The 13,607-nt window shown below is 46.6% G+C and carries 12 protein-coding genes; 1 reads left to right on the forward strand and 11 read right to left on the reverse strand.

What is annotated here, in order from left to right; genetic code table 11:
- Window positions 1-43 precede the first annotated feature (43 nt).
- The 3 genes from speD to SPSYN_RS07400 form a co-directional block, all read right to left on the reverse strand.
- Window positions 44-424: an adenosylmethionine decarboxylase gene (gene speD, locus SPSYN_RS07390; RefSeq protein ID WP_161821833.1), complete on the reverse strand. Its 381-nt coding sequence runs from the start codon at window positions 422-424 to the stop codon at window positions 44-46.
- A gap of 211 nt (window positions 425-635) precedes the next feature.
- Window positions 636-2,918, reverse strand: coding sequence for a hypothetical protein (locus SPSYN_RS07395; protein ID WP_161821834.1), 2,283 nt, complete (start codon window positions 2,916-2,918; stop codon window positions 636-638).
- A gap of 122 nt (window positions 2,919-3,040) precedes the next feature.
- A complete protein-coding gene (locus tag SPSYN_RS07400; protein WP_161821835.1) occupies window positions 3,041-3,229 on the reverse strand; it encodes a ferredoxin in 189 nt (62 codons plus the stop codon).
- A gap of 237 nt (window positions 3,230-3,466) precedes the next feature.
- Here SPSYN_RS07400 and SPSYN_RS07405 point away from each other — a divergent pair, with 237 nt between their 5' ends.
- A complete protein-coding gene (locus SPSYN_RS07405) occupies window positions 3,467-4,000 on the forward strand; it encodes a hypothetical protein (RefSeq protein ID WP_207708552.1) in 534 nt (177 codons plus the stop codon).
- Between the two features lie 155 nt (window positions 4,001-4,155).
- Here SPSYN_RS07405 and alr read toward each other — a convergent pair whose 3' ends face one another.
- From alr to SPSYN_RS07445, 8 genes are all read right to left on the reverse strand, one after another.
- Window positions 4,156-5,283, reverse strand: a complete 1,128-nt coding sequence (alr, locus tag SPSYN_RS07410) for an alanine racemase (RefSeq protein WP_161821837.1) — start codon at window positions 5,281-5,283, stop codon at window positions 4,156-4,158.
- A 21-nt stretch (window positions 5,284-5,304) separates the two neighbouring features.
- A complete protein-coding gene (locus SPSYN_RS07415) occupies window positions 5,305-6,924 on the reverse strand; it encodes an NAD(P)H-hydrate dehydratase (RefSeq protein WP_161821838.1) in 1,620 nt (539 codons plus the stop codon).
- 5 nt (window positions 6,925-6,929) lie between these two features.
- Entirely contained in the window at window positions 6,930-7,319 is a 390-nt protein-coding gene (gene acpS / locus SPSYN_RS07420) for a holo-ACP synthase (RefSeq protein WP_341478871.1), read from the reverse strand.
- Window positions 7,320-7,468: 149 nt separating this feature from the next.
- A complete protein-coding gene (locus SPSYN_RS07425) occupies window positions 7,469-8,236 on the reverse strand; it encodes a LytR/AlgR family response regulator transcription factor (protein ID WP_161821839.1) in 768 nt (255 codons plus the stop codon).
- Window positions 8,237-8,374: 138 nt separating this feature from the next.
- Entirely contained in the window at window positions 8,375-10,078 is a 1,704-nt protein-coding gene (locus SPSYN_RS07430) for a Na/Pi cotransporter family protein (RefSeq protein ID WP_161821840.1), read from the reverse strand.
- Window positions 10,079-10,358: 280 nt separating this feature from the next.
- Window positions 10,359-11,978, reverse strand: a complete 1,620-nt coding sequence (locus SPSYN_RS07435; protein WP_161821841.1) for a long-chain-fatty-acid--CoA ligase — start codon at window positions 11,976-11,978, stop codon at window positions 10,359-10,361.
- A gap of 218 nt (window positions 11,979-12,196) precedes the next feature.
- The gene (locus tag SPSYN_RS07440) at window positions 12,197-12,697 is read right to left on the reverse strand and encodes a molybdopterin oxidoreductase family protein (protein ID WP_161821842.1); all 501 of its coding nucleotides are present in this window, start codon (window positions 12,695-12,697) and stop codon (window positions 12,197-12,199) included.
- Window positions 12,698-12,835: 138 nt separating this feature from the next.
- Entirely contained in the window at window positions 12,836-13,420 is a 585-nt protein-coding gene (locus SPSYN_RS07445; RefSeq protein WP_161821843.1) for a 5-formyltetrahydrofolate cyclo-ligase, read from the reverse strand.
- Window positions 13,421-13,607 lie beyond the last annotated feature (187 nt).

The raw sequence follows: 13,607 nt of genomic DNA on the forward strand, positions 1-13,607 counted from the left end.
TCATGCTAACCTCCACTTAAGTTGGTACTAATAAATATCCCTCCTAAAGATTTACGGCTTCCTGGTGCAAAATATCAGGAAAAATACCCCGTTTTGTCTCTTTAGCTGTGAGATGCTTGGCGCAGAATTGCTCTGTTAAATAGTTGCACGCATCCCAGGGATCCACCTTGTCTCCACAGGTAAATACATCAACAGCTGCATAACCCAATTCAGGCCAGGTATGAATGGCTAAATGTGATTCAGATATTACAACCACTCCACTGACCCCCTGCGGGCTGAATTTATGGAATACAAATTCTCTGATCTCGGCGCCGGCCTCAAGTGCCGCGTTAACCATGATTCTTTCCACCCTGGCGATATCATTGAGAATATCATATTCACATCCATAGATTTCAGCTAATACATGGCGGCCCAAAGGTTTCATTCCTATTATCTTCCCCCTTTATTTAATTGTATTGGCTTGCTTATGTCAGCAAAAAGCAGCTACCTTATACCAGCCAAACTCAATTTTAGCATAAAATCATGTAATGTCAACAAGATTTTAAGCTTAGTTTGGGATTTACTTTGATTATGTTGTGTTTCAACGTGCTTCCTTTACTTTGCGCAGTTTTTCCTTATTTATAAAAGCAATGTACTTACTTTTGCGCAGGTATTTCCGAGTGCAGCGAACGAATGACCAGGTAAAGCAGCGGTGGGGCGCCAAAAATCATAGCGGTTGCTGCAGCAACTACTCCTGAATCATTGAAAATAAGTGCCATAATACTGGCCGTAGTCACACCGATAAACCCTATATACATATCGGTGTAATGGGAAAATATCCGTTGTATGACTCCTATCGGCCGGTAAAATAAGATGACTAAACTGGCCAGGCTGGCCAGAAAAACCCGGCTCCAAATGGTATATTTGATTAGTTTTATATTCATGCTCAGTTTGCGGTGAATTATGTTTAGCATTTCAACAGGCCCGCTTTGTAAAATCAAGTTGGCTGTACGGCCAATATGAGATTGGCTTTCTAGCGGCCTTTGCAGATCATAGATGATTAATAGCAAAAGCAGTATGCCTACCGAGCCAACCGTTTTGAGGATTGTTTGAAAATTAAATTTAACACGAGCCAGTAGTAAAAAGGTCACCAGTAAAGCAAAAGCTCCGGCTAGCGACCCGCCAACGTTGGTACCATATTCCGGAGCCGCAATGGCATATAAAGTAATTATAAAGTACAAACCAGTACCGGCTAAGATTGCTTTGCGACTGCAGGTAGTAAAACGGGTAATTAAGGCGGTAATACCGATAATGGTAGAACCGAGCAGCACGCCCATATATTCATTGCCAATGCCATAAAATCTAGCCCCGGCTATAGGGTCGTAGCCCAGCAATGACTGCTTTTGCAATGGTGCGCCACAAAACAAATCAATTAAAATACACAGCGATGTAAACAAGCTGATGATAATAAAAGGCTCCCAGACATTAGTATGTCTTACCATCCTTAAACTAATCGCAGCGGTAATACCTATGGTTAAAGTGACTATTTCCAGCACAAGCACCACTAAAGAGTCGTGGGGCAGCAAGGTAACCATCAGTAAAGATACAGGTACGGCCATTATCGCTAGCAGCATTGGTTTGAGCAACTGAACTAGTACCTTATTATGGGGTAGAAAGATAGCTGCCAGAGACAGCAGGACCAGTATCAGCAGGACCAGCACATAATTATGCAATACAGGGGAGCGGGACTGGTATATTAGCTCCAACTGCCCGTACAGCGAGGTTAGCCTGGCTAGGCTTTGGTCGGTGCTTATCACCTGCAATGGGCGTCCATACATTTGAGCCGGCGCGTTTAATTGGTAATAAGCCAGTATTGTTGGCGCCAGGTCGGTGTTTCTGACGATACCCGGCCGCTTGGTGGTGGGTGAGGTTAACAGGCCGGGCGTGATGGAACAACCGGCGGCCAGCACGGGAGTAACATAGTTAGTATCCGGCAGATATTCACCCCTGGGTGTGGGTGAGACCAACAACAGCAAGTCCTTTTCCCGCTCCATTTGCCCTAGCAATTGAGTAAGCAAATTAGCCACCCCGGCCAAGGCTTCCCGACGCTTGATCTGCAGTACGCTTTCTTCGAGAAATTTCCCCTGCACTTCCAAACGCTCCAGGTCACCCAGTTCCACAACCGTCAAACCAGGGTGTCGGTGCCGTTCGAGCAGCAAAGGCAGCAACTTGTCATAATCGGTCCGCATCCCCCCGGGAAAAGACGGGTCATAAACCAGTAAATTATCGCTTACGTCGCCGCTGTTCACTATACCGTCTTTATTCATTGCTAATGCCACAACCGGGCGGGCTGTTTTCCCATTGCTGTCGGCACTGCCCAGTACGGATACGGCAACCCGCTGCTCCTGTAGTAGTGTACCCAGCAAGCCGGGTACGGCCGAGTAACGGTTAGCTTCATTTATTTTTTTGATGCGGGCAATATCCAGCTGCAGCACAGCATCGGCTTGTGCTATAAGTCCGGTCCTCTGCCGGAATATTTCACCGGCCGGAATACCTTGCAGCAGCTCATGGTTATTTAATCCATGTGCACCGGTATCTGATGCATTGACGGGGGCTCCGGCACCGATAGATGTATAAGTATTGTCTGCTGTTAAGCCGCCCTCTACTCCTACACTCATTAGACCAAGGGCAGCCTGCCCGGTTATTTCATTAAATAAATCCGGGTGGCCGGCCAGGTCTTGTAAAGCCAGACGGTCAACTGTGATCAAATAAACATGGCCTGGCCGGGAGGGATAATCCACTGCTTCCGGTTGGAACAATCCGTAGCCATACACAGCAGGCACTTTGGCTGCTTTGTCTGTGCCGGAAGACCAGACAAAGACGGTTAGTATAATAGTTATAGATATGATCATGATAGCCCAGAGGTACGACTTTTTCACGTTAAAATTTTCCTTTCGCAAATTAACATGATTTATTATAGCTAAATTATGGGCGATTGGCCAGACAACAAAACAAAAAGCCCGGCTACTTGAGAGTAGTACCGGGCTTTGTCTGGGCTGTTTTAATTAACGCTGATAGCTTCAGTGGGACAGCCATCGGCGGCCTCTGATGCAAGATCCTCCAAATCACTTGGCACTTCATCCACTATGGAATGGGCTTTTTCATCATTGTTCCAACTAAATACATCCGGGCATGTATCAATACAAGCCCCGCAGCTGATACAAAGGTCCTGGTCTACTTCTGCATGCATTGTGATGCACCTCCGCAAAATTATTGCTGAAACGGTACTATTCTGGCACTTTTTTGCTCATATTATACCTGCAATCAGCATTTTTTAGATATTTTTGCTACAGGTTTGTTGCTCTCCGGTAAGTGCTCCAGAGTTGCTGGTTGACAAAAATTGCTGGTCGGCCAATAATTATAGGCAGGGCTGTCCCGTGATAAGACAGGTTAAATGGAGATACTGGCAGGAAGGAACGGTGGAGAAATGTCCCAAAAGGAAGCTGATCAGGCTAAAAGAAAGATGCTGATGTTTTTAATCTTTGCACCGGGGATTTTTTTTCTTGTTTACTGGCTGTACACTCAGACAACTGATCGGGTCGGAGGCCAGACAGTAGAGCTACCAACCCAATATGTTATGCTAGGACAGCAGGTTTACGTAAACGGTGAACATTACCTGGTCAAAAGTGGTCAGCCACTTTTTATCGATACGGTGGATTTAAATAATAATGTGGCTGTTGCTGAGCCGGGCCGAGTGTTTGTTGGATTAAGCCTGGTTACCGGAGCTCAAGTAGACAAGACTCGAGTCCAGGTAATTGATGACCGGGGACGCTCCTACAGTCCTTTAGATGTGGAGCAAACTGTGGTGTCCAATAATTTTAAACTGCCGGACAGCGAAGGATACCTTTATATGTTCAAGGTCGACTCCCGGCCGGAAGCTTACTATCTGCAGGTAAATAATGATGCAGACTTAACCTGGCGCTTTAAAAATACCTATTCTAAGCATAAGCCGGCAGCATAAAACAGCCAAAAGCCGTTCCTATGCGGTATGAAGCAAGGGAACGGTTTTTTTTAAAACCTGGAGTTAGCAATATAAGCTGACTTTTATTTTTAATTTATATAATTAAACTCATTAAATAATGATTTATTAAGTAGGAATAATAATGAAAGGTGGCTTTATATATAATACCTGGGCACCCGCCGGCAGTTGATGGCACATAGCACTTCATAGGAAATAGTGCCAATTTTTTCGGCGATGTCATCGGCAGTGATTTCTTCACTTCCCTGACGACCCAGCAGCACCACCTCATCTCCTGGTTCCGCATTAGGTATGTTTCCCACGTCAACCATGAACTGGTCCATGCAGATGCGGCCGATGACCGGCATGCGCCGGCCATGGATCAGCACTTCCCCGCGTGATGAAAGCAAGCGGCTGTATCCATCTGCGTAGCCAACCGGGATGGTGGCTATAACTGTGGGGGCAGGGGTGATATAAGTTGCTCCGTAGCTTACCCCGAAGCCTGCTGGCACTTGCTTAATGTGGGCGATCCGGCTTTTAACTGCCATCACGGGCCTCAGGTCTAGGTTCCGATTAACTACCTCGCTGGAAGGCCAAACACCGTATACCGCTATGCCGGCCCGCACCATGTCCAGGTGAGTTTCCGGCATATCCAGGATGGCTGCGCTGTTAGCTGCATGCCGGCAGGGAAATTCAATTCCCGCCCGGGCTAGATCAGCCATAAAGCCGATGAATTCTTGCCACTGCAGCCGGGCATAGCTTTTATCCCGGCTGTCCGCAGTAGCGAAATGGGTAAAGATACCCGCCAATTCCAGATGGGGAAGCCTGGCAATTTCAAGAATATCCCGCATTCCGCTGCGGTCTGGCAAAAAACCTAAGCGGCCCATGCCGGTGTCCACTTTAATGTGTACCAGCGCTTTTTTATTAGCCCGGGAGGCTGTTGCCGATAGCCCCCGGGCTATTTCCACGTTATAAACGGTTTGGATCAGGTTATTATCCAACAAAAGGGAGTATTCTTCCGGCACGGTAAAGCCCAACACCAGTATTGGTGCATCAATGCCGGCTTTGCGCAGCTCAAGCCCTTCGCTAACCCTGGCCACACCAAGTTGGGTAGCCCCACTGGCCAGCGCTATCCTGGCCACCTGTTCAGCGCCGTGGCCATATGCGTTGGCTTTGACCACCGCCATCAGCTCAGCCTGCGGGCTCGTAATGTTCCTCAGCTGGCGAATATTGTGAGCCAGGGCATTAACGTTGATTTCCGACCATACCGGTGTATGGTAGTCCATAATTAAACCTCCGGATATTTTTTACTCCATAATTTTTAGAACAGTGGGCAGCTGCTCCAATAAGTCGCCGGCTAACAAACCGGCCAACCCTTTATCCCGGGCAGCTATATCTCCAGCCTGCCCGTGCAGGTAAACACCTGCCGCTGCTGCGTGCAAGGCAGACATACCCTGGGCTATAAACCCGGAGATGATACCCGTCAGTACATCACCTGAGCCTCCTGCGGCCATGCCCGGGTTACCCGTGTTATTGATAAAAAGCGTGTTATCAGGAGAGGCCACAACTGTACCTGCCCCTTTAAGTACCACTACAGCTCCCCACTGGGCGGCTTTAGCGGCTGCTATACCCAGCCGGTCGTTTTGAATCTGGTCGGTATTGCGACCCGTCAAACGGGCCATCTCTCCCGGGTGTGGAGTTAGTACCAGTTCTGGTTGCACCGCTTTAAAAATATCAGTTTTGCCGGCCAGTACATTAAGTCCATCGGCGTCCAGCACACACGGTATTTTTAATTTCAACAGTATCTCTTTAACTAACTCTGCGGTTTCGTCTCCAGTACCCAGCCCGGGACCTAAGGCCAGTACATCACTATTGCTGGCCCGATCCATAATTTCATCCAAGGCTGCACTACTAAGAGCTCCCCGCTCATTTTGGGGGAGCGGGAAAGTCATCACTTCGGTTAGTTTAGTTTCGGCGATATCGTGGATGCCGGCGGGCACACCTAGCGTGACCAGTCCTGCACCCGACCTGGCTGCTGCCTGTGCGGTCATCACAGCCGCTCCGGACATGCCCCGCGAGCCAGCAATGACCAGCACCCGCCCGAAATTGCCCTTATGCTCGTCACCCGTGCGTCGGGGCCACCAATCGCGCACCAGCCTGTCAGTTATTAAGTAGCGGAAACCGCTGGTGATTTCGCTTTCAGCTGCTGTATAGCCCTCTTTTTTACTCGAATTGGTGATCTTTTTCTTATCTTCTGTACTACCGGTGGTTACTGCTGCGGGTATAGATATATCCGCCACATGCAGCTCTCCTACATATTTTGTAGCTGTAGGCAGTACCAGGCCCAGTTTAGGCAGGGCAAAAGTCACCGTGTGGTTGGCGATTATGCACGGGCCGTTAGCCTTACCTGTATCGGCTTCCAACCCTGAGGGGATATCAATGGCTACAACAGGCTTGCCGCTGGCGTTAATTGCCTCGATAACTGACACCATTTGGTCCCGAACTGTACCTGTGAAGCCTGTACCGTATAGGGCGTCCACTACCAAATCAGCCTTCATTAAGGACAGCCGAAACAGGTTGGTGTCATTACTTTTCAAAAGCGGTAAAACCTTTTGGCCCATCTTCCGCCAGATATTTAAATTAATCAAGGCGTCGCCCTTGATTTTTTCGGGCTCCGCAGCCAGGAAAACCTGAACTTCGGCTCCCCGGTTTAATAAATGCCGGGCCACTACAAAGCCGTCACCGCCGTTGTTGCCCTTGCCCGCAACAATGATAATGGTACGGCGGGTCAGGTTGTCAAAAAGTGCTGAAACTAAATCAGCCACTTTAAGACCTGCATTTTCCATCAGTACCACGCTGGGTATGCCGTATTCCTTGCTGGCTTTTTGGTCCATTGCTCCCATTTCTTGCGCAGTTACCAGCCGCATTCTCATCACTCTCCCTTAGATATCGCCGTGGCAAAGGCAATCGCCCGCTCCCGATCATGGGATACTGACAGCAGTATATTATCAATATGCCTTGACCGGGCAATTTGTGCAGCCGCACCGGTGAGGATTGCTTGCACCGGCTGATTGCCGCCGCCATGGATTTCTACTTCCCGCCAGGCCGTTACCCCACTGCCCAGGGCTTTAAACACCGCCTCTTTGGCGGCAAACCTGGCAGCCAGGCCAGGCCAGGGATTGCGGCGGCGCATGCAAAAAGCAATTTCTCCGGCTGTGAAAACACGGCCGAGAAACCGCTCCCCCCTGGAGGCCGCCGATTTAATTCTATCGATTTCTATTATATCAGTACCAATGCCAATTATCCCATGTAAAATCAACACTCTTTCCAAATATAATTAACTAATCCTTTTCAGGGTTTCAACGCGCAAAATGAAAAACCTGCCTTTAAGCAGGTTTATAGAATATATGCTATTTATATTCTTAACTGGTAATATCGCACCTAAACCTTCTAAGAGAAATGTCGAGTTGTTTAAAACCCCAGTATTTTTCGCAATTTTTTTGCCTGTGCTCTGCTCACGGGTACCTCGCTATGTTCCTTGTCCTCCATCACCAGGTTATAGGTGCCGTTAAAAAAAGGTACTATTTCTATCACTTTGTGTAAATTAACCAGGTAGCAGCGGTGGGTTCGGAAAAAGATCTGGGGATTAAGCTTAGCTTCCAATTCTTTTAAAGTAAAGCGGGTGACCAGCTTGTCTTGATGTGTTTTTATATAAATGTAGTCCTGCTCGGTAAAGGCATAAAAGATATCTGATTCGGGAACCAAAATAGTTTTACCATGGTTTTCTGCCGGTAAACGGTCAATTTTAATTAGAGGTACAGGTTCATGACTGCCGTCTTCCTCTCCGGGGAATTCATCACTGACTGCAGACACCTGGCATATCCTGGTTAATTTTTCAATAGCTTTTTTTAGTCTTTCAGGTTCAACTGGTTTTAACAGGTAATCCACTGCGTTAACCTCAAACGCTTTGTAAGCAAATTCATCATAAGCTGTAACAAATATCACCTTAGGTGGTTTGGGCAATTCCTGGACGGCAGCACCTAGTTCCAGACCTGTCATGCCAGGCATGGACACGTCCAAAAAAAGCACATGGTAATCAAGTGCTTTCACCAGCGCTAGCGCTTCTTGTCCATTGGCAGCCTCACCTAAAATTTCTATGTTTTTAAAGTTGCTTAACATGCAGCGCAGTTCATGGCGAGCGGGGTATTCATCATCAACAATTAAAGCTTTTAGTTTCAATTCTATCCCCCTCCTTTGCGCTGTGCCGCATAATTTCAAAGATTCAAGTTTTCAAAATAAGATTCGACAGTTAAATAACGATTCCTGCAGAAATACAGTTAAAAAGAACCGGTCACCTGTTGGTGATACCGGTTATTCTTAACTATTAACGGTTATAGGTATTTCATTTTGGGATCCGGTATGGTCATTTCCATGATGGCTGTAGTTAACTTCGCTGTCATTGCCCTGGTTGATAATTTCATAACAAATATTGTAGATATGCTCACTGATACGCAAGAATGAGTTAATTAAATCCAGGTGCAGAGAGCTGGCGGATATGGACAGCGCAGTGCCGTCTTTAAGTCGTTTGAAATGTTGTGCCCGCAGGTGTCTTTCCATGCTTGCAAAGGCTGGACACTCTTTAATAGCCTCATTGGCCAACTCGGCATCGTTAGAGGCCAGAGCAACATTAGCTATGCGCATTACATCGACCAGCCGACGGTGCATATCCTTGATTTCTTGCCAGCCCTCCTCAGAAAATTGACACTGCTGGGTGATCTTAGAGCTGGCAAGGTAAGTAATATCCTTTTCAATAATATCGCCAATGTGCTCCAAATCAGCTGCGATATGCATATTACTCATGCATCGTAAAAATTCTTTACGAGACAGTGGCTGACGCATTATACTGGTCAAGTAATCTGACAAGGACTTGCATAGTAAATCCAGGTAGTCTTCTTTTTTATTAATTCTTTCTAAAAGCTGTGTATCGCTTTTTTCAAATATTTTAATAACAGATTGGATCATCATGTAAACCTGGTCGGCGGCGTTTCCGATTTCCTTAGCGGCCAAGCCCAACGCAATGGACGGCGTATTAATTAATTTATCATCCAGGTATTTGGGTTCAAACTGTTTATCAAGGGTTTCTTTACGATCCGGGACAATTATTTGCAGTAATTTAGCGAACTGATTAATAAACGGTATAAACAATATGGCGATACCAATATTAAAAAAAGTATGGGCATTGGCTACTTGATAGCCCGGTACGGCTGTAATTTTGGCCATTAGCAGGGCATAGGCATTAACAAAGGGCAGCAGCACCAGCACACCAACGACTTTAAACAGCAGGTGCGCAGCAGCCACTCGCTGGGCTTCTCTTGACGAGCCCAGGCTGGATAACAGCGCCGTAAAAGAAGTACCAATGTTAGCCCCGAACAAAAGGTAAATGGCGGAGTGCAGCGACACCAGGTCCTGCATGGCCATGATCATGATAACACCCAAGGATGCCGCACTGCTGTGGATTAAAAATGTAAATAAAGCGGCGGCAAAAATGGCCAGCAGCGGGTAGTCACTGGCACTCATCAGCATTTGGCGGAATAAGGGTTCATCTTTCAAAGGATGCATGGTGTCAGCCATAATTTTAAGGCCTAAGAAAAGCAAACCGAAGCCCATCAACACCTGGCCAACTCGCCTGTATTGATCCTTTTTGGTAAAAAATATAATAACGGCACCTATGCCCACTATTGGTAAGGATATTTCAGTTACTTTAAGGGCGATCAACTGGGCTGTAACGGTGGTGCCGATATCTGCGCCCAAAATTACTCCCAGGGTTTGTTTTAAAGACAAAATCGAGGCACTGGTTAAACCAACCAGAATAACTGTGGTGGCGGTACTGCTTTGAAACAGCATAGTTACCACTGCACCCACAATCAGTGCTGTGAAGCGGTTATGTGTAAGGGTGCTCAAAACGCTCCTTAGCCTGTGTCCGGCAATTTTCTGCAGGCCTTCACTCATGATGTACATGCCGTACAGCAAAAGTCCCATGCCGCCCAGCAAGCCCCAAAGTACGGTTTTACCAAGCTCCATTGCCCGACACCTCCTTTGGAGCTTTTTATAATTATATTGCCTCTTTAAAAAAATGTTAAGGGTATCATCTAATATGTATTAAATTGTATCAAAGAAATTGTAACACAATTCCCATTATTTATGCAATATAGCAAGCTGACTATTCAAACTTAGTTTAGCTACATTATCAATTATTAAAATTAGGTGTCAATACTATTTGTTTAACCGGTTAGTGATTATTAATTTTGTATTTTCTTTAAATTTATAATATCTTGCGGGTGTTATATTTTGGGTGACATGATTAAATTTTTTGGCTTTCTTCTTCTCTAAGTATACGCCTGAGTACCTTGCCCATTACGTTTTGAGGCAATGCATTACGGAATTCCACATATTGGGGCACTTTGTACCTGGCCAGATTAGCTCTGCAGTAATGGATGATTTCTTTTGCGTCGGCCTGCATGCCTTCTTTGAGTACAATAAACGCTTTAACGGTTTCACCACGGTATGGATCGGGCACACCAACCGCTACAGCTTCCCGAATTTTAGGATGTTCATACAAAACTTCTTCAATTTCCCGGGGGTATATATTATAGCCTCCCGCGATGATGATATCTTTTTTACGGTCAACGATATAACAATACCCTTCTTCGTCCATTTTAGCGATATCGCCGGTGTAAAGCCATTCATTTTTTAGTGTGTTAGCGGTTTCTTCGGGCATATTCCAATAGCCCTTCATTACCTGAGGTCCTTTGATGCAAAGCTCGCCGATTTCACCTGGCGGCAATTCCCTCAAGCCCGTTTCTAAATCCACTATTTTACAGTCCGTATCGGGCAGCGGGATACCAATGGAACCCACCTTGCGCCGTTCGAGCAGAGGATTACAATGCGTCACCGGGGAGGCCTCCGACAGGCCATAGCCTTCGACCAATAATCCTTCCGTTAGTTTTTCAAATTGCTCCACAACTTCCATCGGTAGGGGAGCTGAACCGCTCATACAGCTCTTAATGGATTTAATGCCGTATCCCTGTGCATTGGGATAGTTATTCACGGCAATGTACATAGTGGGTACGCCCGGGAATATAGTGGGCTTTTCGTGTTTAATCAATTCCATGCATTCCTTGATATTGAACTGGGCCATAATAATCATGGTAGCTGCGTTAATAATACTAAAATTCAGGCAGCCGGTCATGCCGTAGGAATGGAAAAAAGGCAGTGCACATAGCACCTTATCCTTGCCGTACTTCATAGTTTCCATCCACTCTGTTACCTGCAAGGTGTTAGCGGTGAGATTGCGATGGGTCAGCATGGCTCCTTTGGATACGCCGGTGGTACCTCCGGTATACTGGAACACTGCTATATCTTCATCCATGTCTAAGGGCACCTGCTGAAATTGGGTCGGGTACTGGGGCAACAATTCTTCTATTTGAAGGGCGTTACTATCAATGGCAACGGAACCCTTGCCCAGTGTAAAAACAAGCACATTTTGCAAAGCTACGCGGCTGCGCACGTTTTTAATACGCCGGTATAGGGCATCGTAGGCGATGATAGTTTGAGCGCCCGAGTCTTTTAAAATATATTCCAGTTCCCTTTCAACGTACATGGGGTTAACCTGCACCACAACTGCACCTAATTTCAAAGTGGCTAAAAAACCAAGGATATACTGGGGACAGTTGGGGCTCATTATAGCCACTCGGTCACCTTTTTTTACGCCTAAAGCATTCAGAGCACCGGCGCATTGATTAACCAATCCAGCTAGCTTTCGGAAGGAATATTGGGTTTCGGCAAAAACAATAGCAGCCCGCTCCGGGAAATCCTTGGCCGATTTATCCAGATACTGGGGCATAGTCAAGTCCGGGTAATGCAAACGCGGACGTACACGGGGAGAGTAAAATTTATACCAAACCTTGTTTAAATCGACCATTTATTTACACCTCAAATTTTTTTTATTCACCTCCATACTATGTTTAAAATAAAACTTATGCTGTTTGGAAAAATTGGTACAAAAAACAGGCGGAAGCTGGTGTCTCTACCTTGTATTTTGCACCACCTGCTGGTGCAGAAATTAACATGCCTTCTCTACCTTAACAGCGCAGACCTTCAGTTCCGGTATCTTGGATACCATGTCCTGGGCTGGATTGGTTAGTTTGTTGAGGTGGCCACCTCCGGGAATAGAAAGGAGGTAAATACCAACCCTTGGGGCACCACTTTGGAGATGCGGGTTTCTACTTTCACAAGGCCGCAACGGGAAGATACCTGGGCAATATCGCCGTCAGTAATGCCAAGGGCAGCGGCGTCAACCTGGTTAATTTCAAGGTATTCGTTGCCATAGTGCACTTCCAGGGCACCGGTGCGCCAGGTCATGGTACCGGTGTGATAATGGAAATATCGCCGTCCAGTGCTCAGCAACAGCGGGTAACCGGCATCGGGCAGTTCCGCCGGTGGAACGTATACCACCGGATTGAACTTACCCGGGCCATGTGAAAAATTATCCTTGTGCAGGTAGGCCGTACCCGGGTGACCGGAATGGGGACAAGGCCACTGGATGCCGCCCCGCTCCAGACGGGCATAGGATATACCTCTATAGGAAGGGGTCAACGCGGCCATTTCATCAAATATGTCCGAGGCGGTAGCATACTGCATGGGATAGCCCATTGAAATGACATGATTTCAAGTTGTTCCCTCCTTCCGAATATGGTCATAAATTATTAAAACCCGGGTAGCTTCGTTTAACCGCCCGGGTCATGTAATTAATTAATTATATATTCTAGTACCTGTTTTTCACTGCTGATTATTACGGAAATGCAATACCCGTTCCTCGGTAACCAGTATGTGGACTGGTACATCGTGCTCGCCCGGATAAACATCGGACCTGACTTGTAGTTCAAAAGCCAGGGCTACTAGTGTTGTGTTTTCACTAGTGCAAGGCAGAAAACGGTCATAAAAGCCACCCCCATAACCCAATCGATTACCCATGGTATCGAAGGCCACCCCTGGAACGATAACCAAGTCGATTTCTCTTGGGTCTACTGGTCGCATGCACTGGGAACTTGGTTCTAAAATGCCCCAGGTGCCTGGTGTCAAATCTTGGGGATAATGAAGTACCTGCGACGGAATCAACTTTTTATGGGACACGTCTGTAACAGGCAGCACCAGACGTTTGTTTTGCCGCAGTGTGTTTTCCAGGATTTGTGCAGTCTGCACCTCGTTGCGAAAATCTGCGTAAGCCATTACCGTGGCGGCCTGGCGGTATTCAGGCAAATCCAAAAATTTGGTGACAATTGCCGTGCTCAAATCCTGTAAATTCTGCTTGGTCAAGGTGTTGCGCTGGGCTATTACCTGTTTTCTTAATTCAAGCTTTGACACACTTACTCCTCCAAAATCGCCTGTGCTGCAATTAGCAGCGGATAGCATATGGTAGTGACAAAAAAATATGACTATATTAAATATAGTATATCATAGAAATGCATTATTTTGTTAAAAGAAAATAAATCCTCCCTTATTAAGGGAGGTTTTTACCTCGCTATAGTTATGCTGTTTTACCCAACGGCAT

The sequence above is a fragment of the Sporotomaculum syntrophicum genome (assembly GCF_009932395.1).
Taxonomy (GTDB): domain Bacteria; phylum Bacillota; class Desulfotomaculia; order Desulfotomaculales; family Desulfallaceae; genus Sporotomaculum; species Sporotomaculum syntrophicum.

Excerpts from the sequence above, each read along its gene's own strand:
- SPSYN_RS07430 (WP_161821840.1), bottom strand. The coding sequence starts at position 10,078 with ATGGAGCTTGGTAAAACCGTACTTTGGGGCTTGCTGGGCGGCATGGGA.
- SPSYN_RS07405 (WP_207708552.1), top strand. The coding sequence starts at position 3,467 with ATGTCCCAAAAGGAAGCTGATCAGGCTAAAAGAAAGATGCTGATGTTT.
- speD (WP_161821833.1), bottom strand. The coding sequence starts at position 424 with ATGAAACCTTTGGGCCGCCATGTATTAGCTGAAATCTATGGATGTGAA.
- SPSYN_RS07400 (WP_161821835.1), bottom strand. The coding sequence starts at position 3,229 with ATGCATGCAGAAGTAGACCAGGACCTTTGTATCAGCTGCGGGGCTTGT.
- alr (WP_161821837.1), bottom strand. The coding sequence starts at position 5,283 with ATGGACTACCATACACCGGTATGGTCGGAAATCAACGTTAATGCCCTG.
- SPSYN_RS07415 (WP_161821838.1), bottom strand. The coding sequence starts at position 6,924 with ATGCGGCTGGTAACTGCGCAAGAAATGGGAGCAATGGACCAAAAAGCC.
- SPSYN_RS07435 (WP_161821841.1), bottom strand. The coding sequence starts at position 11,978 with ATGGTCGATTTAAACAAGGTTTGGTATAAATTTTACTCTCCCCGTGTA.
- SPSYN_RS07440 (WP_161821842.1), bottom strand. The coding sequence starts at position 12,697 with ATGCAGTATGCTACCGCCTCGGACATATTTGATGAAATGGCCGCGTTG.